Source organism: Nocardia sp. NPDC019395 (assembly GCF_040632335.1).
Classification (GTDB): domain Bacteria; phylum Actinomycetota; class Actinomycetes; order Mycobacteriales; family Mycobacteriaceae; genus Nocardia.
The window spans coordinates 1-21,461 of record NZ_JBEYBT010000026.1; the positions used below are offsets into that span (position 1 = coordinate 1).

At 67.8% G+C, this 21,461-nt stretch carries 20 protein-coding genes; 9 read left to right on the forward strand and 11 right to left on the reverse strand.

Features of this window, described 5'->3' with window-relative positions; all coding sequences use genetic code 11:
• Positions 1-123 precede the first annotated feature (123 nt).
• Positions 124-1,776, reverse strand: coding sequence for an AMP-binding protein (locus tag ABZ827_RS29405; RefSeq protein WP_357243661.1), 1,653 nt, complete (start codon positions 1,774-1,776; stop codon positions 124-126).
• 86 nt (positions 1,777-1,862) lie between these two features.
• On the opposite strand from ABZ827_RS29405, the gene ABZ827_RS29410 reads away from it, so the two are divergent.
• The 3 genes from ABZ827_RS29410 to ABZ827_RS29420 all read left to right on the forward strand — a co-directional run bounded on the left by ABZ827_RS29410 (position 1,863) and on the right by ABZ827_RS29420 (position 4,557).
• The gene (locus ABZ827_RS29410) at positions 1,863-2,669 is read left to right on the forward strand and encodes an SDR family oxidoreductase (RefSeq protein ID WP_357243664.1); all 807 of its coding nucleotides are present in this window, start codon (positions 1,863-1,865) and stop codon (positions 2,667-2,669) included.
• Positions 2,670-2,678: 9 nt separating this feature from the next.
• Complete coding sequence (locus ABZ827_RS29415; protein ID WP_357243667.1) at positions 2,679-3,827, forward strand: chorismate-binding protein; 1,149 nt, start codon at positions 2,679-2,681, stop codon at positions 3,825-3,827.
• A gap of 76 nt (positions 3,828-3,903) precedes the next feature.
• Positions 3,904-4,557, forward strand: a complete 654-nt coding sequence (locus tag ABZ827_RS29420) for an isochorismatase family protein (RefSeq protein ID WP_357243670.1) — start codon at positions 3,904-3,906, stop codon at positions 4,555-4,557.
• A 13-nt stretch (positions 4,558-4,570) separates the two neighbouring features.
• Here ABZ827_RS29420 and ABZ827_RS29425 read toward each other — a convergent pair whose 3' ends face one another.
• Genes ABZ827_RS29425 through ABZ827_RS29440 form a run of 4 tightly spaced genes read right to left on the reverse strand, consistent with a single transcriptional unit; the run spans position 4,571 to position 9,498 of the window.
• Complete coding sequence (locus ABZ827_RS29425) at positions 4,571-6,577, reverse strand: 5-oxoprolinase/urea amidolyase family protein (RefSeq protein WP_357243673.1); 2,007 nt, start codon at positions 6,575-6,577, stop codon at positions 4,571-4,573.
• Positions 6,574-7,197 (reverse strand): urea amidolyase associated protein UAAP2, encoded by a 624-nt coding sequence (locus tag ABZ827_RS29430; protein WP_357243676.1) that lies wholly within the window; start codon positions 7,195-7,197, stop codon positions 6,574-6,576. The genes ABZ827_RS29425 and ABZ827_RS29430 overlap by 4 nt, the downstream gene beginning before the upstream one ends.
• A complete protein-coding gene (locus ABZ827_RS29435; protein WP_357243679.1) occupies positions 7,194-7,946 on the reverse strand; it encodes a DUF1989 domain-containing protein in 753 nt (250 codons plus the stop codon). Before ABZ827_RS29435 ends, ABZ827_RS29430 begins: the two co-directional genes overlap by 4 nt.
• A 37-nt stretch (positions 7,947-7,983) precedes the next feature.
• On the reverse strand, positions 7,984-9,498 hold the full coding sequence (locus ABZ827_RS29440) for a sodium:solute symporter family protein (RefSeq protein WP_357243682.1): 1,515 nt from the start codon (positions 9,496-9,498) through the stop codon (positions 7,984-7,986).
• Positions 9,499-9,682: 184 nt separating this feature from the next.
• On the opposite strand from ABZ827_RS29440, the gene ABZ827_RS29445 reads away from it, so the two are divergent.
• Complete coding sequence (locus tag ABZ827_RS29445) at positions 9,683-10,348, forward strand: helix-turn-helix domain-containing protein (RefSeq protein WP_357243685.1); 666 nt, start codon at positions 9,683-9,685, stop codon at positions 10,346-10,348.
• Positions 10,349-10,434: 86 nt separating this feature from the next.
• Positions 10,435-11,223, forward strand: a complete 789-nt coding sequence (locus ABZ827_RS29450; protein ID WP_357243687.1) for an acyl-CoA thioesterase domain-containing protein — start codon at positions 10,435-10,437, stop codon at positions 11,221-11,223.
• 6 nt (positions 11,224-11,229) lie between these two features.
• On the opposite strand, the gene ABZ827_RS29455 is transcribed toward ABZ827_RS29450, so the two are convergent.
• A complete protein-coding gene (locus ABZ827_RS29455; protein WP_357243690.1) occupies positions 11,230-11,697 on the reverse strand; it encodes a MarR family transcriptional regulator in 468 nt (155 codons plus the stop codon).
• 506 nt (positions 11,698-12,203) lie between these two features.
• On the opposite strand from ABZ827_RS29455, the gene ABZ827_RS29460 reads away from it, so the two are divergent.
• Positions 12,204-13,913 (forward strand): BCCT family transporter, encoded by a 1,710-nt coding sequence (locus tag ABZ827_RS29460; protein WP_357243797.1) that lies wholly within the window; start codon positions 12,204-12,206, stop codon positions 13,911-13,913.
• Positions 13,914-13,966: 53 nt separating this feature from the next.
• On the opposite strand, the gene ABZ827_RS29465 is transcribed toward ABZ827_RS29460, so the two are convergent.
• Both ABZ827_RS29465 and ABZ827_RS29470 read right to left on the reverse strand, forming a co-directional pair.
• Positions 13,967-14,206 carry a DUF6374 family protein gene (locus ABZ827_RS29465; protein ID WP_357243693.1) on the reverse strand — a complete coding sequence of 80 codons (240 nt, stop codon included), beginning with the start codon at positions 14,204-14,206 and terminating at the stop codon, positions 13,967-13,969.
• 107 nt (positions 14,207-14,313) lie between these two features.
• Positions 14,314-14,592, reverse strand: coding sequence for a hypothetical protein (locus ABZ827_RS29470; RefSeq protein ID WP_357243696.1), 279 nt, complete (start codon positions 14,590-14,592; stop codon positions 14,314-14,316).
• Positions 14,593-14,815: 223 nt separating this feature from the next.
• Between ABZ827_RS29470 and ABZ827_RS29475 the strand changes: the two genes are divergently transcribed.
• Positions 14,816-15,109, forward strand: a complete 294-nt coding sequence (locus ABZ827_RS29475; RefSeq protein WP_357243699.1) for a hypothetical protein — start codon at positions 14,816-14,818, stop codon at positions 15,107-15,109.
• Positions 15,110-15,199: 90 nt separating this feature from the next.
• Complete coding sequence (locus tag ABZ827_RS29480; protein ID WP_357243702.1) at positions 15,200-16,651, forward strand: DUF1254 domain-containing protein; 1,452 nt, start codon at positions 15,200-15,202, stop codon at positions 16,649-16,651.
• Positions 16,652-16,676: 25 nt separating this feature from the next.
• On the opposite strand, the gene ABZ827_RS29485 is transcribed toward ABZ827_RS29480, so the two are convergent.
• Both ABZ827_RS29485 and ABZ827_RS29490 read right to left on the reverse strand, forming a co-directional pair.
• Positions 16,677-18,512, reverse strand: coding sequence for a serine/threonine-protein kinase (locus ABZ827_RS29485; RefSeq protein WP_357243704.1), 1,836 nt, complete (start codon positions 18,510-18,512; stop codon positions 16,677-16,679).
• A 50-nt stretch (positions 18,513-18,562) separates the two neighbouring features.
• Positions 18,563-20,470, reverse strand: a complete 1,908-nt coding sequence (locus tag ABZ827_RS29490) for a TerD family protein (RefSeq protein ID WP_357243707.1) — start codon at positions 20,468-20,470, stop codon at positions 18,563-18,565.
• An 88-nt stretch (positions 20,471-20,558) separates the two neighbouring features.
• Here ABZ827_RS29490 and ABZ827_RS29495 point away from each other — a divergent pair, with 88 nt between their 5' ends.
• Positions 20,559-21,059 carry a hypothetical protein gene (locus ABZ827_RS29495; RefSeq protein WP_357243710.1) on the forward strand — a complete coding sequence of 167 codons (501 nt, stop codon included), beginning with the start codon at positions 20,559-20,561 and terminating at the stop codon, positions 21,057-21,059.
• A 17-nt stretch (positions 21,060-21,076) separates the two neighbouring features.
• Here the strand turns inward: ABZ827_RS29495 and ABZ827_RS29500 are convergent, their stop codons facing one another.
• The gene (locus tag ABZ827_RS29500; RefSeq protein ID WP_357243713.1) at positions 21,077-21,460 is read right to left on the reverse strand and encodes a hypothetical protein; all 384 of its coding nucleotides are present in this window, start codon (positions 21,458-21,460) and stop codon (positions 21,077-21,079) included.
• Between the last annotated feature and the right edge of the window lies 1 nt (position 21,461).

Below are 21,461 nucleotides of genomic sequence, written 5' to 3' on the forward strand. Positions count from 1 at the left end.
TTTTTTCCCTGTGCTGCGGGGGGGGGGGCGGGGGCCCCGGGTTGTGTGGCGGGGGGGGGGGGGGGGGGCCGGGGCCGGGGGCCCGCCCCCCGCCGCGGCGGGGGGGGGCCGCGGCACCGGGGGTCACTGTGCGCGGTGCCCCTCGGCGAGCAGCCGGCGCAGATCGCGGCGGCTCGTCTTACCGACCCCGGTTTCCGGGAATTCCGCGATCGTGACCACGTCGTCCGGCATTTTCCACGCCGCGATACCCCGTTGGCGGATGAAGCCGCGGACCGTCGTCAGAGTCGGCGGAGCGTCCGGGTCCAGTGGCTGGACGAAGGCGCAGATCCGTTGCCCGAGAACCGGGTCGGGGGTACCGACGATCACCGCGTCCCGGATGGCGGGATGTTCGAGCAGATGGGCTTCGAGTTCTTCGGCCGAAACCTTCTCGCCGCCGCGGTTGACCCAGTCACCGGCTCGGCCTTTCACGACGAGGTTGCCGTCCGGGCGCAGCGCGACGATATCGCCTGTGCTGTACCAACCGTCTTCGTCGAAGCTGCGGGCGTTGGCTTCCGGGTTGTCGTAGTAGCCGCGAATCGTATAGGGCCCTCGAGTTTTCAGATTTCCATCGGTGCCCGGCTCGACCTCGTTCCCGTTGTCGTCGACGATCTTGATTCGGTCGTATTCCGACATCGGCCGGCCCTGCGTGGACACCACGACATCGATCGGATCGTCCAGCCGGGTGTAACAGACCAGCCCCTCGGCCATTCCGAAGACCTGCTGCAGGGTTGCCCCCAGCGCCGGTCCGACCCGCCGGGCCAATTCGTCCGGGCAGCGCGCGCCGCCCACCTGAACCACCCGCAGACTCGACAGATCGGGCAGTTCACCGCCCTTTTCGGCCCGCTCGACCCACAGTCGCGCCAGCGGCGGCACGAGTCCGGTGATGGTGACCCCGAAGCGTTCCACGGCCGCGAACGCGGTCGAGGGTGTCGGGTCCGGTGTCATCGCGACCGTCCCGCCCGCCCAGAGCACGCCCAGAATGCCGGGGGAGCTCATCGGGAAGTTGTGCGCCACCGGCAGTGTGGCGAGGTAGACCGAGTCCGGGCCCAGTTCGGTGATCTCGGCGCTGCGCCGCACGCTGTAGAGGTAGTCGTCGTGGGTGCGGGGGATGAGTTTGGGAATTCCGGTGCTGCCCCCCGAGAGCTGCAGGAACGCGACATCTCCGGCGTCGAGTGCGGGCATGTCGCCGGGTTCGTCACGGTAATCGGCGAGATCGGCCGCGCCCTCGGCGAACTCGGGATCCGCGGCGTCGGTGACCAGCAGGACGTGCCGCAGGGTCTCGACCTGCTGCCGGACGGTCTGCGCCAGCCCCGCGTGATCGAAGCGCTGATGGGTATCGCAGGTGATCATGGCGACCGCACCGCTCGCGGTGCCGATGGGTACCAGTTCCGATTCCCGGTGCGCGGGCAGGCAGAACACCGGCAGCGCGCCGGCTTTGAACAGCGCGAAGATCACTTCGACGAATTCGGCGCGGTTGGGCAGTTGCACCAGGACGCGGTCGTGGTGCCCGATACCGAGCCGCATCAGTCCGGTGGCCAGCGACCGCGCCCGGCGGTCGAGTTCGGCGTAGGTCCAGCGGTTGTCCGCGTCGACAACGGCGATCGCGTCGGGGGTACTGGTGGCCCGTGCGGTCAGCAGGCCCGCGAATGTCTCGCCGGTCCAGCACTTTTCGTCACGATACCGGGCGATCTGATCCGGCGGCCACGGAGTGAAACCGGGCAGGACGGACGATGGCATGGAGCACCTCTTTCCGATCAGCGATCTTGTTCGATGTCACACCGGAATGCTAGCCTTACGGTGTAACTTCAGGTTAGGCTAACCTAATGGTCACGAAGCAATGGGGCGAAGGGGTCATCGTCACCGGAGCCGCCGGGGGTATCGGGGCGGCCGTCGCCACCGAACTCGCGGGCGACGCCGGTCTCATCGAATTGTGGGACCGGGACCCGCGGGTGCGCGAGGTGGCCGAACAGCTCGGGCGACAGCACGAGGGAATTGTCGCCCGCGGTACGGAAATCGATCTCACCGACGCCGCGGCCGTCTCCGCGGCCTTCGACCGAACCGTCGCCGAGCACGGCGTCCCGGGCATCGTCGTGCACGCGGCAGGAGCGATGATCGGCGGATCCGCACTGGACACCCAGGCGGACGAGTGGCAGCAGTGCCTGGCCGTCAACACCAACGCCGCCGTCTACGTCGCCCAGCGCGCGGCGCGCGAAATGGTCGCGGCGAAGCGCGGTTCGATCGTGGTCGTCTCGTCCAACTCCGCGACGACACCCCGGGTCGGCCTGGCTGCTTACGGTGCCGCCAAGGCCGCCACCACGGCATTCACCCGATCGCTGGCGCTGCAGGTCGCGCCGCACGGGGTGCGGGTCAATCTGGTTTCGCCGGGGTCGACCGATACTCCGCTGCTGCGGGGAATGTACGCCGACTCCGGTGAAGACGGTCTCGGCGAGGCCGCGCGGTCGAGCCTGCTCGACGGCGACCCCGAGAACTACCGGCTGGGAATCCCGTTGCGGCGGATCGCCGACCCGGCCGATATCGCCGCCGCCGTTCGCTTCCTGGTTTCCGATGCCGCGCGCCACATCATCATGCACGACCTCCGGGTCGACGGCGGCGCAACGCTGGATATGTGACACGAGAGGATGATCATCATCAACGCCGAGAACTCCGCTTTTCCCGCGGATCCCGCCTTTGTCCTGTCCCGCCCGCAACGGACCGTGACCGCGTCCGCCGGGGGTCGTGTCTTCCACAGTGCCGCCGAAGCTGTCGCGCAACTGCGCGCCCGGCGGGTGAGCCATATCGTCGGCGCGCTGCCGTTCACACCCGGCGCACCGGCCGCGTTGTGGGCACCGGAAACCATCGCGGTGACCGACGGCCCCCGGGCCCCACGCGCCGTATCCGCCCCCGATATCGCGGTCGTCGAGAACCTCCCCGAACCCGAAGAGCATGTGCGCCGGGTGAGTGACGCGGTGCGGCTACTCGCCGACCCCGCCCACCCGCTGCGGAAAGTGGTGCTGGCCAGGTCTTTGCGGGCTCGTGCCGACCGTGCGGTGCACGCGGTGGACCTGCTCGATCTGCTGGTGGGCACCGACCCCGCCGGTAACGGCTACCTGGTGGACCTGTCCGCGGCGGGCGGTGTCTACACCGGCCGCCACCTGGTGGGGTCGAGTCCGGAGATCCTGGTCCGCCGGCTCGAATCCGAAGTGACCAGTCATCCACTCGCCGGTTCCGCGCGCCGGATACCGGAGGATCCGGTGGCCGACCGGATCGCGGCCGATGCGCTGCTCGGTTCGGCGAAGGACCAGCACGAGCACGGCTATGTGGTCGACCATGTCGCCGATGTGCTGCGCGACCGGTGCACCGATGTACGCACCCCGGTCACCCCGGACCTGACCGAAACACCGGCCATGTGGCATCTCGGCACCACCATCGCCGCGACGGTATCGGCCGGTGGGCCCTCGGCACTGGAACTGGCCGATGCCCTGCATCCGACCCCCGCGATCTGCGGTACCCCGACTGCCGCGGCCGCCCGGCTCATCGCCGAACTCGAAGGTGAGCGTGGTTTCTACGCGGGCGCGGTCGGCTGGTGCGATGCCGACGGCAACGGTGAATGGATGGTCAGTATCCGCTGCGCGGAGCTGGCCGCCGACAACAAGACGCTGCTGGCGTACGCGGGCGGCGGGATCGTCGCGGAATCCGATCCCGCGGACGAATTGGCCGAGACCACCGGCAAACTCCAGCGGGTCCTCGGCCCGCTCGGGGTGGCCGGGACCCCCGCGCCCGTGCGCTGACCGACCTTCCGCTACTGCGCCAGGGTCCGCAGCCCTCCAGAAAGTTGCGGCCCACAAGAGATGAGGAGTTCTGGATATGCCCATGCAGCCGATCGCGCCCTATGCGATGCCGCCGTTGGACGACGAGATCACCAACCAGGTTTCCTGGCGGCTCGACCCCGACAGATGTGCCCTGCTGATCCACGATATGCAGAACTATTTCCTCACCGCGTACCAGCTCGATCGTGACCCGGCCCGGACGATGATCGACAATATCGCCAAGTTACGCACCAGATGCCACGAGCTGGGCATTCCGGTGATCTACAGTGTGCAGCCCGGCGATCAGCATCCCGACCGGCGTGGTCTGCTCGCGGATTTCTGGGGGACAGGTATGTCCGATGGTCCCGATACCGAGGTCATCCCCGAGCTGAAACCCGGCGAGAACGATATCCAGGTCACCAAGTGGCGGTATTCGGCGTTCCAGCGCACGGATCTGCGGCAGCTGCTCGGCTACAACAATCGCGATCAGCTCCTGGTCACGGGTGTGTACGCGCATATGGGCTGCATGCTCAGCGCCGCCGAGGCGTTCATGAACGATATCCGCCCGTTCATGGCGCACGACGCCGTCGCGGACTTCAGCCGGGACGAGCATTCGATCGCGCTGAAATACACCGCGCGCCGGTGCGGCATGGTGTTGAGCACCGAGAGCATGCTGGCGCAGCTCGAGGCTCCGGTACACGCGGGAGCCTGAGCCGGGCCACGCGTTATTCGGTGAGTTCACCGGACCTGCGCCAGGATTCTCGTTCGGCCGTGAAGGCCGCCGCCTGGCGCGTCCGGAACTCCTCGATGGATGCGGTGTTCTCGGTCAGGAAACTCCGGTGATCGGCCAAGCGGAACTGTCCGTCGCGGGCCCGGAGTTCGCCGCGCCCCGCCGCGAAATCGGCGCGCAGGTCGAGTAATTCGTCCGCGCCGACCGGGTACCACTGGATGCGGTCGAAAAACCGCAGCAGCCATGGGTTTTCGACGTCGGCGCGGCGGCTCCACACTTGTGTGGTCCGGCCGACGAACTGATAACCGCCGGGCCCTTCCATACCGTAGATGCACAGATACGCGCCGCCGATCCCGACCGCGTTCTCCGGGGTCCAGGTGCGGGCCGGGTTGTATTTCGTGGTGATCAGGCGGTGCCGCGGATCGGTCGGGGTGGCGAGTGGGGCGCCGAGATAGACGTCGCCGAGACCGAGTACGAGGTATTCGGCCGCGAAAACGGTATCGAAAACATCGCGCACCGTATCCAGTCCGTTCATCCGCCGGATGAACTCGATATTCCACGGGCACCACGGGGCGTCGGCGCGCACACCGTGCATATAGCGGGTGATCGCTTCCCTGCTGGCCGGATCGTCCCAGGACAACGGCAGTTCGACCGTGCGACTGGGTACCACCAGATCGTGGGCGGCGGGTAGTTCGCTCTCGATTTCGGTCAGCATATCCAGTGCCGCGGCGGTATTCAGGATCGCGGGGTCGAGGCGGATCTGCAGCGACCGGACGCCGGGCGTCAGTTCGGTGATACCCCGTTCGGCACCGAGCCGGAGTCGTTCGTGCAGGGCGTGCACGAGTGCCCGGAGTTCGAGGTCCAGTGTCATCGTGCCGTATTCGACGAGAATTCCGTCGTCCCCGGCGCGGCGGTAGGTGACGGGGGTGCCGTCCACGGTTTCCGCGCGGCGCAGGACACCGTCGTCGCCGTCCCCACCGGTGGACAGCACGATCGGCCAGGCCGCCCGGCGGCCCGGGCCGAGGGTGTGCGGTGAGGCGGTCCGGTCGGCCCGGACGGGGACGAAGCGGACCGTGTCACCCGGGCACAACTGCCCGAGTTTCCACAGGTCGGCGGCGGTCACCGTGACCGGGCAGACGAATCCACCGAGGCTGGGGCCGTCCGGGCCGAGCAGGATAGGGGTGTCGCCGGTGAAATCCAGGGCGCCGACGCTGTAGGCGGTGTCGTGGATATTGGACGGATGCAGCCCGGCCTCCCCGCCGTCGGTCCGCGCCCAGCGGGGTTTCGGGCCGATCAGCCGGACGCCCGTGCGATCGGAGTTGAAATGCACCTCGTAGGCGGTGCTCAACAGGGTGTCGATATCGGAGCGGGTGAAGAATTCCGGTGCTCCGTGCGGGCCCTCGGTGACGGCCAGCTCCCACGTACGGGTCAGCACCGGCTGTTCGCCGCCCGGTACCGCGCCCGCGGGCGCTTCCGGGGACGGGCCGAGCGGCAGAACATCACCGGTGGTCAGCGCCCGGCCGGACACACCACCGAATCGGCCGAGTGTGAACGTGGCCGCGCTGCCGAGATACTCCGGTAGCGCCAGACCGCCGGAAACCACGACGTAGCAGCGCATTCCCGGCCCGCGTACCGTCCCGATATCGAGCACCTCGCCCGCGGGCACCAGTACCGGTCGCCACAGCGGTATCCGGTGCCCCGCCACGGTCACCTCGACGGGCGCCCCGGTGACGCATACCCAGGTCGGTTCGGCGAACCGCAGCGCCGGACCCGCCATCGTGCATTCCAGTCCCGCCGCGCCCTCGGGATTGCCCAGGGCGCGGTTGCCCAGGCGGAACGACAGATCGTCCATCGGGCCCGACGGCGGCACCCCGACATGCCAGTAGCCGGTCCGGCCGGGCCAGTCCTGGACGGTGGTCAGCAGTCCCGGCCGCTCGACCACGGCATGCGGTATGCCGACCGGACCGGCGGCCCGCTCGGGCGCCGCCACGGGGGCGGTCATCGCGTCACCACCATGCGCACCGGCGTCGGATCGAAACCGTTGCACGGGTTGTTGATCTGCGGACAGTTCGACACCAGCACCAGCGTGTCGATCTCGGCGCGCAGCGATACCGTCTTCCCCGGGGCGGACAATCCGTCGACGATGCCGAGGGTGCCGTCGGGTTCCACCGGAACATTCATGAACCAGTTGATATTCGACACCAGATCCCGTTTGCCCATACCCCATTTCGCGGCCTCGGCCAGGAAGTTCTCCACGCACGCGTGCTGGTGGCGGGTGTGGTGCCCGTAGCGCAGGGTATTCGATTCCTGGGAGCAGGCTCCGGCGATGGTGTCGTGATTGCCGACCTCGTCGGCGATCACGGTCATCAGTGCCGTGCCGGCGTCGGTCCGCAGCACGCTGCCCGTGGTGAGGAAGATATTGCGCTGGGCGGTGATCGTGGCCTGGGCGCTGTAGCGGTCGGTGTGATCGGCCGCGGAATACAGCAGGCAGTCGACGGCCTGATTTCCGTGCAGATCAACGATATCCAGGCGGTCACCCGCCCGCACGATGGCCGACCACGGTGCACGGGCCGGCACCGTTTCGTCGAGGACGACGGTTGCGGTGGGGGCGGCGTTGTTCATATCCACTCCTTTCGGGTCCGGGCGGCCGACCAGGCCTGTTCGGTGTTCTCCACGGCCCGCCGGTATTCCGGGTCGCCGTTCACGGTGGCCGGGTCGATGGGCTCACCCGGCCATGCCACGAGGTCGAGATCGGTGACCGGGGAATCGTCGAGCGGGTGGGCGGTATTGATCACCAGCACCGTCACCGGCAGCTGGATCAGCAGTTCGACGTGGGCGCCCGGACCCGCCGAACCGTTCGCGGTGAGGGTGCCGTCCCCGCTGACCCGCACACCGCGGAAGAACGACAGCGTCGGCCCGATATCGCGGGGTTCGAGTCCGTGTTTGGTGCCCGCGCGTTCCAGGAGGAGACGTCCGTCCCGGGTGGCGCCGCAGAGGGCGTCGTGGCGACCGGAAGTATCGGCGAGGACGGTGGCCAGCGCCCTGCCCTGATCGGACAGCAGGGGGTGGCCGGTTCCGAGGTATGCCTGCCACGGCACCTTGACGGTGTCGGCGACGTTCAGGCGTTCCCAGGGGGCTTCCGCGCGCAGCAGGAACAGATGAGCGCAGGCCGAACCGTGCGGGTCGGCGATTCGTAACCTGGTGCCGCGCCCGAGGACCGTACTGGTGTGGCCGCCGGGCGGTAGGCGGACGGCCCAGGTGGTATCCGCGGCACGGATACCGTCCGGTAGTGCCGGGGTGGCCGCGGTCGCCGCGGACTGGGCGCGGGCATGCGCGCGGGCGCCGGTGGTCGAGGCGGTGGTGGGTGTCATCGTCTTTCCTTGCTCGTCGGTGCGGAACGGTGCGGGGTCACCCGGGCTGGTTGGCGGGCTCCGGGGTGGGCAACGCGGCCGGCAGCGGTACCGGGGCGGGAGTTTCGCCGACCGTGGATTTGCGTCCCGCGGAACGCAGCCGCTGGACGGTGAGGGTGCCGAGGAACGCGATCAGCGACGCCAGGAATCCGAGGAAGGTCGGCCAGCCGTCGAATCCGGGACCGATCAGCGAATTGTCGAGATACAGAACGGTGTTCGGCACCCCGTACATGGTGGGCGTGAGGACGAAGAGCACCAGGCGCACACCGAGTCCGGCGACCATCGCGGCCACCGCGGCGGCGGTGGTGATCCGCGGGGTGATGTGGGCGGCCACGAACGGGACGATCAGCCCGGCCAGCATCAGGTCGAAGGCGAGGGTGAGCAGAATTCCGGTTTGCGGTACCTGCACCGCGAAGAAGATCGCGACCGCCGCCACCGGGAGCATGGTGATCCGCACATCGCGCAGCAGGGTGTCGCGGCCGGCGGCATCGGTGCGGTCGGTCCGGCCGGCGATATTGCGGGTCGCCACGGCCGCTGTGCCGAGGATGGCGCCGTTGGCGGTGGAACACGAGGCGGCGACGATGGCGGAGAGCACCAGGATCGCCAGGCCGGCGGGAGCGTGTTCGTCGAGCAGTGCCAGCAGCCGCGGGCCGCCTTCCGCGTCGACGAGATCGGTGGTGGCCAGCGCGACCAGCGCGTAGGGAATACCCACCACGGCGGTACCGGCGGCACCTGCGAAGCAGGCACGCCGGGCGATTTCCGGTGAGCGCGCCGAGAAGATGCGCTGCATGAAATCGATCGCGACGATATCGCCGATTCCGAGTGCGATGAGAGTGGCCCAGTTGACCGTCGCGCCTTGGGAAGTGTCGGTCAGCTGGCCGAGATCGAACGGTCCCATACCGTCGGGGATATTGATCCCGTAGGTCGAACCCACCCAGATCAGCAGGGATAGCGAGCCGATCACGGTGATCACCATCTGGGCCAGGGCCGTATAGGCGTCACTGAACATTCCGCCGGTGACGGTGTAGGTCAGCACGATCGCGACGATGAGCAGGACTCCGGCGGTGTACGGGATGCCGAGGAAGCGTTCGAACAGGTAGCCGCCCGCGACCAGGTTGCCGGCCAGCAGGATGCAGAAGCTGAAGATCATCAGAATCGAGGCGGACAGTTCGACACCGCGGCCGTACTTGATCTTGTAGAAATCCGGCAGGGTCAGCAGGCCCATCCGGTTCATCGGCTTCGCGAAGAAGATCCCGGTGAGCAGCAGGCACAGGCCGAGGCCGAGCGGTAATGCGGCGCCCGCCCAGAAACCCACCGAACCGGCCAGATCGGTATTGCCCAGCGTGGCATTGGAATCGACGGCCTGGCCCATCAGACCCGCCGCGACCAGCGGTAGGCCCAGAGATCGTCCGGCCACGAGGAAGTTGACGCTGTCGCCGTCCACCTTGCGGGAAACCAGCAGGCCGATGCCGATTACCGCGAGCACGCTGACCGCGATTCCGAGAATGATCATGGCCGGGGCCCTTCATCCGACACGAATATCTATCGCTCGAAAGTTTTCCGGCCCGCCGAGACGTGGTGGTGACGGCGATGTATCCGTATCGGTCTCGCGCGTAACGTCTGCGTTGCGGGTATTTCTGTCGAGTGACAGAAATTGATCAGCCGTGGCTTCCGGCCGGTGAGCAACAATGGGACCCATGACCCAACTCGGTCCGGGCCGGCCGCGTCTCGAACCGCGGCGCCGTCAGGGGCACACACCGCGTGCCGAAATCCTCGACGCCGCTGCCGAACTGTTCACCACCAACGGTTACGGCAATACCTCCACCCGCGCGATCGCCGAAGCGGTGGGGATCCGGCAGGCCTCGCTCTACCACCATTTCGGGGCGAAGGACGATATTCTCGACGCCCTGCTCGGCGAGACCATCGCGGCAGCGGGGGAACTCGCCGGTCGGCTGTCCGGAAGCCCGGAGCCCGCCGCTGTCCGGTTGTACGCGCTGGCCCGGTTCGATATCGAGCAGTTGTGTGCCGCGCGATGGAATATCGGGGCGCTGTACTTCCTGCCGGAGTTGCGTGGCGAGCGGTTCGCACAGTTCCGCGCCCGCCGCGACCGGCTGCGCGAAAGCTACGAGACCCTGGCCGCGGACGCTGTCGCCGATATCGGTGCGGCCGGGGTCGCGGACGCGGCGGCGATTCCGTTCCGTCTGGTGGAGACCGTTATCAATATCCGCTCCGACGGCGGCGCGGTGCCGGCCGGGGCGCGGCGAGCCATCACGGAAGCCGTACTCCGGGTCCTCGGCATACCGGGCGAACTGACCGCGGTCGAGAAAGCGGCCGACGTGCTCATGGCCGGGATCGGCGACTGACGCCGGCAGCAGGGTACCTCCCTGCGCCCGAAAACTAGAACGTGTTGTAATTCTCCTGCGGCATTCCCGCGAGAGGAGTCGATACCGTGTTGGCGTTCTTCACCAGAGAAGGTGAGCAGTTCCTGCCCACCCGGGTAGCCATATCCAGCTGGAGCCCCAGCCAGGTCTCGGGACCGGCCATCTGCGGACTACTGGCCCGTGAACTGGAGACGTATTCACCGGGCGAGGAATTCGTACCGGCCAGGCTCACCGTCGATCTCTTCAGTCCGGTCACCGACGAACCCGCCACGGTGCGCGGCACGGTGGTCCGGGAGGGTAAACGCATCTGTGTGGCCGACGCCGAGCTCTTGCAGCGCGATGCCGTGCGGTCCCGCGCGACCGTGGTGTTCCTGCGCACCGGCGACGTACCCGCGGGTGAACTGTGGCAGCCCGGCCGCGAGCTGCCGGTCCCCGATACGGCGGATATCTCCGAAATCGGCGCGCATCCGCTGTTCAAGAGCGGTGACGGGGACTGGACGCGCGATTTCGGCTCGAGCCAGAACGCCGAGCGCAAGGCGATCTGGCAGAACATGCTGCCGGTGGTCGCCGGTGAACCGGTCACACCGTTCCAGCGGGCGGGGATGGCCGGCGACGCGGCGAGCTTCATGAGCCATTGGGGTAGCGCGGGAATCGGCTACATCAATTCCGATGTCACCGTGACGCTGGCTCGTCTGCCGATCGGCCCGGGGGTCGGGGTGCTGGCCCAGGATCAGGTCGCGGCCGGCGGAATATCGATCGGTACCGTCTCCCTCTACGACCGCAGCGGCCCGCTGGGGACCGCGGTGGTGACCGCGGTGTCCAATGTGCGGCGACAGGTCGATATGTCCCGGTTCTGAGCGGTACTACCCGCGACGTTCGGCGCGTGAGGGTCGCGGCCAGGGCCGTGCGTCCAGCGCTTCGAGATCGGTGTTGAACCGTTCGAGGTAGGCGGCGAAGGTCCGCACGTCCTCCGCGCTCCAGTTGCGCAGCACTCGGTCGAGTCCTTTGACGTTGTACTCACGATCGATCCGGAGCCGGCGTTGCCCCTCCTCGGTGATTCGGAACTTGCGGGCCACGCCGCCCGCCGGGTCGGGGATCCGCTCGACCACGTCGGATTTCATCATGGCCGCCGTCTGACGATGCACCGTCGAGGTGTCCAGGCCGAATGCCTCGCTCAGTTCGCCGATGGACATCGGACCCTCGATCCACAATCTGCTGAGCATCAGATACGCACTGCGCTCCAGATGGTCGGGGCGGCGTAGATGCGCATTGAGACTGTGCCGCCCGAGCAGCATGGTCTCGAATTCGATCAGATGGGTCGGCTTGTCCATGGCGGGTGTCCTGCTCGTGTTTTCATGCCGCGTCGGCTCGGCGGGTCCCGTTGTGGTTATATCACGTCGCCGGGAGTGTGTTGCATCATACACATTCTTTGTATTGTGCAAATATGATGCGGCCCGCACGGACCCCCGTTCATCCGGCGCGCCACTCACCCGGCCCTCGCGGCCCCCGGCCCGGCGGGTCTGTCGTATATGGAACTGAACAAATGACCGGAAACTATTTCCTACCAGTGTCCGGTAGGGCGTTGGCCTGCTCCTCGCGGTTGCTCCGGGTGTTGCCCGACAGACGGCGCGCACGCGCGTAACGACGTGTTCGATGCGCCGTGCGCGGACCGGGGCGGTACGGTTTTTCCCGGTACATCCGTTCGGCGGCACGATCGTAGGCGCACCGAGGACCGGATATCACCTGGTCCTCGTGGTGCGTGCGGTCGCGGCGCCTAACGCACAGTGCGATCTGAAAGGACTCGTCCATGGTGATCGACACCGGCGGAGACCTCGGGATGCCCAGAAGTGGCTCGCCGGGCTCACCCGGAGGCGGCAGACCGGCCCGCAAGCGCGGGATCGACTGGCTGATCTTCGGGATAACATCGATCGGGGCGCTGGCCTTCGTCGTATGGGGAGCCCTCGACCAGGACGGCCTGGCGACAGTGGCCGCGAATGCCCAATCCTGGGTTATCACGAATACCGGGTGGCTCTTCGTTCTCGTGGCCACCTCGTTCGTCGTCTTCGTGATCTGGCTGGCTCTCAGTCGCTACGGCAAGATCCCGCTGGGCGCCGACGACGAAACGCCGGAGTTCCGGACGGTCTCCTGGATCGCGATGATGTTCAGCGCCGGTATGGGCATCGGTTTGATGTTCTGGGGTGTCGCCGAACCGCTGACGCATTTCACCTCCCCGCCGCCGGGTACCGCCGAAGCGGGCAGTTCCGAGGCGGCCGAGGTCGCGATGGCGACCACGCTGTTCCACTGGACCCTGCATCCGTGGGCGATCTACGCGGTCGCCGGGCTCGCCATCGCCTACGCGACGTTCCGGCGGGGGCGTTCGCAGCTGATCTCGGCGGTCTTCCGTCCGCTGCTGGGTAGGCACTCCGAGGGAATCGGCGGTAAAGCCATCGATATGATGGCGATCTTCGCGACGCTGTTCGGCTCGGCGGCCTCGCTGGGCCTCGGTGCCCTGCAGATCGGCGCCGGTCTCCAGTTCAACGGCTGGATCGACGCGGTCGGAAAAGTCGGCCTGGTAGTGGTTATCGCCGTACTCACGGTCGCGTTCATCCTGTCCGCGGTCTCCGGTATCGCGCGCGGAATCCAGTGGTTGTCGAATATCAATATGGTCCTGGCGGTGGCGCTGGCGCTTTTCGTCTTCATCGCCGGACCCACCCTGTTCATGCTGAACTTCATCCCCACCGCGGTCGGTGACTACATCGCCGACCTGCCGACCATGGCCTCGCGGACCGGGATCGAGGGCGGCGAGGAGATGAAGGAGTGGCTGTCGGCCTGGACCATCTTCTACTGGGCATGGTGGGTCTCCTGGACCCCCTTCGTCGGGATGTTCATCGCCCGGATCAGCCGGGGTCGTACGATCCGGCAGTTCGTGGCCGGGGTGCTGCTGGTGCCCAGCCTGGTGAGCCTGGTGTGGTTCGTGATCTTCGGTGGCGCCGCGATCCGGCAGCAGACCGATACCGGCAACCTGACCGAGGCGGACGGCAGCGTGAACCCTGATTTCGCGCTGTTCCATCTCCTCGACGACTACCCGATCACGTCGATCACGACCGTGATCGTGATGATCCTGGTGGGGATCTTCTTCGTCTCCGGCGCGGACGCGGCGTCGATCGTCATGGGCACGCTCTCGGAACGCGGAAGTATCGAACCGTCCCGGCTGACGGTGATCTTCTGGGGTACGGCCACCGGCGCGGTCGCCGCGATCATGCTGGTGATCGCCGATTCGGATGATCTAGGCGGGGCGTTGACCGGGCTACAAGCCATAACCACGGTCGTGTCCCTGCCGTTCATGCTCGTCATGGTGATGATGTGCGTTTCGCTGTACCGCGATGTACGCACCGACCCGCTCATCGTGCGGGCGAATCTCGGTGTCGAACTCGTGGAGGGCGCGGTCGTACAGGGTGTGGAGCAGCACGAGGGCGAGTTCCAGCTCGTCACCACACCGATCGAATCGGTCGAGGAAGTATCGGCCGAACCGGTCACCCGGGACTGACGACCACGCGATAGTCCACGTAACCCCGGTCCGCGCTCGCCGCGGGCCGGGGTTCACCGTCGGTGGCCCCGGAAATCCAGGCAGGCCCGGCCGACCGGCGCCGGGCGGTGGCTGCGCGGTGCAGTGTTCTGGGTCGCTTCGATATAGATGCTGAGACCGGCGCTGAGCTTGCCGGCGAGTGCCTCGAGCTGGTCGGGCGAAAGGGACTCACCGAAGGCCGCCGCGGCGAGAAGTCGTTCCCGTACCTGTTCGAGGTTGAGCCGGGCGAACGGGATGGGGGCGAGTTCGGGCATGCGGGTCACGGTACCCGAAATCGAACATATTTTCGATAGGTGCCGCGGGTTCGGAACCGACCCTCATATGGCGCAGGGTCCGACCGGATCGAGGGGTGGCGCGGGCCTCAGCCGATGACCGCGTTCATGATGGTCCCCGCGCTGGTGGCGACCACCCCGCCGATCATGGCTCCGGCCACCATCTTCGGTGATTCGAGCCCGCCGCCGGACCATTTCTCCCAGGCGAACTTGCCGCCGGCGAAGATGATCGCGCAGATACCGGCGAGCAGCACGAACCAGGTCAGGTACTGGACCATCTGCGTGATCTTGTCGGCGAGGGGTGGCGCTTGGGGGGTGGGATTGCCGATTTGCGCCAAGAGCGTATCGGTGACGGCGGCCAGTATCATCTCGCAGCTCACTCTGTGTTCGGGGTGGGCGGGAACGCTAACGCATCGTAACCGCTCGCCGGGATGGTTGCAGTAATCGCAGTTCCGGATAGGGGATTCGGGTCACCAGCGGTTATAGCGTGAAAGACGGTGCGCAGCAAGAACTTGCGCCGGGGCCGGTTCCATCTGGATGATGGAGGCGAGGGCCGCAGCGCCCCGGAAGGTCTCGGCGAGGGAGCAGACGGTGAGCATCATCGCGGCGTCGGTTATCGACGCGGTATCGGTATACGCACAGGTCAGCGACCCCACCCCGGAAGCGCCGCCGTTGGCGGACAAGATCATGGAGTTCGTTCGGTACGCGACCTGGCTGGCCATCCTGTCCGGAACGGTGAGCATCGTTTTCGCGGGCGGTAAGTTCGCCTGGGAGAAATGGTCCGGCGGTTCCATGGAATCACCGAAGATGGTGGCCGGAGCCATGATCGGCGGGGTGGTCGCCACCAGTGCCGGCACCATCATGAATACCGTGCTCACTATCTGAGAACAGCCGTGCCGACCGTGGCGGCAACCGTTCGGCTACTCCTGGGCGTATCCTGCGAAGCAGTCAATCCGACAGCGATGAGCAGGGAGAATGCCAATGGGCCACGCCCCGGCAGCGGGATCCGGCAATCCGCGGCGGCAGCCGGCACCCGACCGGTTCCGGTTGTCCCGGCGGTCATTGCTGGGTCTGGTCGCGGTTACCGGCCTGGCGGCCTGCGGCGGGGGAGAGGAAAGCGAGGTCCCGCCGTCGGGCACACCGGCGGATAGGCGCGAGGTCGCGACCGATGCCTATATTTTCGGATACCCCCTCGTGCTGATCGATACGATTCGCCGCCAGGCGCTGAAGTTCTCGTCGACGAACCGGTTCCAGCACACCTCCAGCCTGCCCGCGGCGAGTCAGCGCACCGTGGTGCAGATCGATCTGGACAACCTCTACTCGGTAGCGTGGCTGGATCTGCGGGACGAACCCGTGCTGTTCGAGGTGCCACAGATCGAGGGCCGGCGCTGGGCGATGCAGATCCTCGATGCCTGGTCCAATACCGCGTATTCGCCGACCAGTCTGCAACCCCAGGCGGAACCGGGCGCCACCGCGCCGTACACCTATGCCGTTACCGGGCCGGGCTGGAAAGGAACGCTGCCCCCGGGCGCGGTGCAACTGCCGGTGCCCACCATGGACGCCTGGCTGTACGGGCGGGTCGAAGTGCGCGGTCCGGCGGACGTTCCGGCGGTGCGCGAAGTCCAGTCACGGCTGCGGCTCGCACCGCTCAGCGCGTGGACCACGCCCGCGGCCGCGGAATCCGATTCGATTCCGGAGAACCAGGATTGGTCGGAATCAGCGGGCCTGGAAACCGTCGAGGAGATGCCCGCGCGCGATTTCTTCGAGCGCATGTGTGAGTTGATGGAGGACAATCCGCCCGCCCCGGCCGACGAACCCGCGATGCGGCGCTTCGCCACCATCGGCATCCGGCCCGGTGGTTCACCCGAGGGCGTGAGCACGGGCGAACTCGACGCGGGTGCCGATGCGGCACAAAGCAAAATGTCCGCATATGTGGATCCGGGCACGACGCTGCGCAACGGGTGGGTGATGGATTTGAACGTCGGCCGCTACGGCACCAACTACCTGTTGCGAGCGGCGACCGCGCACAGAGGGGTCGGTGCGAACGTAGCGGCGGTGGTGGTGTACCCCGCCCTGTTCGGGAAGGCCGACGACAACGGGGCACCGTTGGCGTTCACACTGCGGTTCGAACCCGGTGAGGCGCCGCCGGTGGCCGCGTTCTGGTCGCTCACCGCTTACGACTCCGCCGGATTCCTCGTCCAGAACGAGGCTGACCTGCACACGGTGGGCCATCCGGTGCCGCCGGTGTTCGCGCCCGACGGAGCTCTCGAGATCGCCGTCCAGGCTGCCGATCCGGGACCGGACGTCCCGCGGTCCAACTGGCTGCCGATCCCGGAACGTGGCCAGTTCTCGCTGACCATGCGTATGTACGCGCCGGAGCAGCGGGTGCTGGACGGTCAGTGGTACCCGCCACCGTTGGTGCCGTGACACACGGTGGATCCGGTCGCCGCGCTCAGCTGCGCAGCACCTCGGCGAGCGCCGGGTCCAGAACCCCGGCGAGCGAAGTCCACGGGACGGTGATACTGATCAGTCCTTTGTCCGGTGGCGCGACGCTGTTCTTCTCGAAATGAACGGCCATACCCTCGGGTGTGGCCACCCAGTGGTGGAAGTTCTTCGGCCGCGGCGCGGTCCCCTCGCGGTTGTAGTCCGGTCCCGCGGCCGTCGCGGGTAGCAGGCGAGCCGCCTCCTCGGACAGCCGGCGCAGACCGGCGTTCAGGTCGGGGAAGAGGTTGCGCAGGGTTATCGGTTCGGCGTTGTCGGCATTGATCGTGATCGTGGCGAGCAGTGTCTCGGGTTTTCCGTCCGGCGGATCGGTCTTGCGTGTCGTTACCAGGAGGGCGCTGAGCACCCGTTGGCCGATATGCAGTTCACCGGGCGGCCCCGCGGTGAGTGTGGCCGATTCGGGCGCGGAATCGACCTTGTCCTGCAGCGCGGCGCGTACCGAGCTGTTGAACTTATCGGCCACGGCGGCCGCGCCACCGTTCACCTGCGGTATCGGTAGGTCCCAGCTGACCTTGCCGCGGGTGCCCTTCGCCTCGGGCCATGCCTCGGTATAGGTGGGGCCCGGGGGCGCGGACGGTGCGTTTGCGCTCGTATCCACCGGGCCCGGCGCGGCGGTGCCGCCGGTCGCCGAGGGAGCCGCGGTATCGGATTCGGTGCCGTCGGTCGCGAATACGACGGCGGTGGTGAGGCCGGCGGCCAGCAGCACAGCTGCGCTCACGGCGACGATGCGCGTACGCGTACGCCGCGGTCCGGCCGGCGAGGTCGCGCCCGAAGGTGCGGTCGGCCGGGTGAACGCAGTGGAGCCGGCCGGTGAGATCGAGTCCGCAGGGACGGCAGGGGTATGCCCCGGTGTGGGTGTGGGTGTGGGTGTGGGTGTCGCGGTCGCGGTGATCGCGGGCAGGGGAGTCGTGCTCGCTGAACCCCGGCCGGGCGCACCGGATGCGGGTGATGATTCGAGTGCGCTGATCGCATCGGCGCTGAAGGCGCGGCACGAGTCGTAGCGGTCCGCGGGGTTCTTGGCGAGTGCCCGTGCCAGGACCGCGTCGATCGCCGGGGGCAGCCCCGGAACTCGTCCGGAGGCCGGGGGTGGTGGCGTGTGCAGGTGCGCGTTGATCACTGCCGCGGTGCTGTCCATGGCGAACAATTTCCCGCCGGTGAGCATGACGAACAGCGTGCAGCCGAGGGCGTAGACATCCGCGCGGTGATCGATGGGGCCGCCGGTGAACTGCTCGGGCGCGGCATAGGAGACCGTCGCGATCACATCGCCGGTGCGGGTGAAATCGATATTGTCCCGCGAGAGGCGGGCGATCCCGAAATCGGCCAGCAGGGCGCGTTCGCCGAATTCGCGGTCCGGATCCGCGGTGACCAGGATATTCGCCGGTTTCACATCCCGGTGCAGCATCCTGTTGCGGTGGGCGTGGTCCAAACCGCGGGCCACGTCGTCGATGATGTGCGCCGCGCGTCGCGGATCGAGATCCGCCGACGCGACCAGCGCGGCGGCATCGGTGCCCGGCACATATTCCATGGCGATCCATGGTTGACCACCGGTGACACCGCGATCGTGGACGGTGACGATATTCGGATGCCGCAGCCGCGCCGCGAGATCCGCCTCCCGGTCGAATCGGCCGCGGAACCGGGGGTCGGCCAGATGGTCGGCCGGAAGCAGTTTCAGCACATCCTGCCGCGGCAGCCGCGGGTGGTCGGCGAGATAGACGACGCCCATTCCACCGGCGCCGATCCGGCGCACGATCCGGTAGCCGGCGAATCTCGCCCCGGGTTGCAGCATTGCCCGACCCTATCGCGGACCCCGTGCCACCGCCGTGGCGGCCGGAGCCCTCAGATATTGGCCCCCTTCTCGCGGTTACAGCCCCGGCACAGGATCTGGAGGTTGGTGGCACTGGTGGCGCCGCCGCGACTGAGCGGGATGATGTGGTCGAATTCGAGGTAGTGGCTCTCGCCGCATTCCACGCACCGGCCACCGTCGCGCTGCCAGACCTCGGCCTTGACCTCCTGGGGGATACTGCGCGAATCCCGCTGCCCCGGAGCCAGGACGAGCCGTTTGGCGATTCGCAGCGCACCTTCGAGTGCCGCGGCGAGATACTCGGGATCGGCGGCGGCGAACAGCGCGCCGCCTCGCGCCGAGGTGGCCGCGACGACGACCGTATCGTGTTCGGCGGCCACCGAGACGATTCGCGACCACGGGATCTCCACCCCGGCGCCGGGACCGACGAAACGTAATTTCTTGGTACTCACGATCAACCGGCCGTCGGTGTGTTTGGGACCGCGGGCCAGTTCCCGGATATGGGTGGCGCCGATATCGAGGTAGACCAGCTCCTCCGCGTCCAGGTGCAGGTCCGGGGTCCGCGCGGTGGGCAGATCGCCCTCCCGGAGCCGGGACAGGGTGCGTCCGCGCACCATCCGGGCGCGCAGATCGTCGATCAGCCGGCCGGACAGGTTCAGTTCGCCGACCGCGTGATCGAAATCGTCGTATTCGTCGGCGGAGATCTGGCCGTCGGCGAAGGCGAAGGCCACCCGGCGCTCCACATACTGCAGTGCGGCCGGTTCCAGCGCGGCACGGGCGGCGGAATCGTCGATCCGCTGATAGCGCAGCGAGGCCCACAACGCGTCCCAGTCGGCGCCGCGCGGCCCCGAGGCGGCGAGTATCCGCTGGGCGCGGGTATGCCAGTGGATCAGGAATTCCTCGGTCCGCGTCGCGCAGGCCGCGCAGGGATGGTGCCCGCCGAATACCCGGCGGCGGCGGCGGGCGCCGCACCGGTCACAGTCGTGCGGATGTGCCCGGGCCGTGGGGCGGGTATCGGAGGTCCAGGCCTCGCCGTCCCACCAGCGCAACAGGGTCGGGTCCGTGGGATCGCGATACCAGTCGGCGCGTCCCGATCCCGGCGGCGGCTCGACGGGCACGGATTCGGGCACGGTCAGCCGGCGCAAAGTCACGGTACCGGGCGTTCGGGTGGATTGCGTCGCGCCGAAACGGTCCCAGGGCGCGGTCGGTGCATTGCCCGGGCCGGTTCGTTCATCGAGCCGGTAATGGGCATTGCCGGGATGTAGATCCGCGGCGCGGTGTGCGTTTTCCCGATCGGGGCCACTGCTCAGCGGTGGTGTGTCCTCGCGGGGAGGATGCGGCCTGGTGAGAACAGCGGTACGCAGATCCGCCGCGGGATCGTTCGACTGATCGGGGCCGCCGGTGGCCACGGCCGCCGGCTCCACCTGGCGCGCGGCCGGGGGTTCGTCGACCTCGATACCGAATTCGGTCACCAGGCCCGCCATTCCGGTGGCCCAGCCCTGGCCGACAGCACGGAACCGCCAGCCGCCGTCCCGGCGGTAGAACTCGCCGAACATCATCGCCGTCACCGATTCCGAATCGGTGACGGCGAACTCGGCGACCGGCCCGTCGACCGCGTACACCGTGAGACGCAGCTCGCCGACCTCGGTGAACTCGCAACCCTCCACCGACCCCGACACCACGATGCGGTCCACTTCGGCCTCGGTACGCGGGAGCGAAACGCTCAACCGAGCCGTTCCGGGCGCGGGATCCTGATCGAGGGTGACCGCCTGCGAGATATGCCGGGGCGCGTTGTAGAAGACCAGATCCTTATCGTCGCGGACCGCGCCGTCGCCGCCGAGCAGCAGGGCATGCGCGTCCACCACATGTTCCGACCGCCAGGAAATCACCACGGCCAGAAGAGATGTCGGTATCGGCGTATTGGCGCCCTTGCTCAGTTCCATCGTCGTCGCACTATGCCATGCAATGCCGACACGCCCGCAGGTGCGCAGGTCATAGCGTTGTTCCGGGTCGGTGGGGCAGAGTTGTCCCATGACCGATCCGGTGCCGCCGGGGGACAAGAGGTCAGCGAACCGGCCGGGGGCGCGCAGGGTGCCCACACCCGCCGATGTCCTGGCCGCCGCGCAGTCCGCGGTGGACGCGGCGCAATCCGCCGCGGGGCAGGCTCTGGAGGCCGCGCAGCTGACCGCCGGCCAGGCATTCGATACCGCGGTGCGGTTACCGCCCGCCTCGGCGCAACTGGCTGCGCAATTACCCGACCTGCTGGACAACCTGTCGACCGCCATAGACAGACTCAACGCCACGGTCGACCGGCTCGACCGCACCCTGGCCCTCGCCGACCCCGCTTTTGTCGCCTATGACCGGTTACTGGTCCGGCTGGAGGCGTTGATCACGATGGGTGAGGACCTCTTCGGCGCGCTGTCGCGGTTGCCAGGGGTCTCCCGGCTCGGCCGGATCACCGGTATCGTCGCGCCGGATCTGCCGGAGTCCGAACCCGAACCGCCACGGAAACGGTCTCGGCGCAAGTCCTGATCGGTGCGCGCTGCCGGTCAGCAGACGTCGAGGGCTCTGCCGTTGTAGGGGGTGTCGTGGGCGGTGCGGTCGTTCACCGGCCGGACCAGTACTTCTTCGTCCTCGAAGGTGATCTGTGCGTTCTTACCGGCGCTGAGCAGGACCAGGATCAGTTGATCCGCGACCCGCTCGGCGGTTTCGCCGTCGGGATAGCGGCCGAGCACGCGGGCGCTCGGCCCGACCGTGCCGGTGTCCCGGTCGTAATCCCGGTTCCCGCCGCCGGTCGCCACCGCCAGTCGCGCGACGACCTCGGCCGCGCCCGGCCCGTCCTGCGGTCCGCGCACGGTTTCGATGCCGATCTCGATGATCTGATCGGCCCGAAGCCAGTCCCCACCATGTGTTTTCACCCAGAGCTGTGCCATC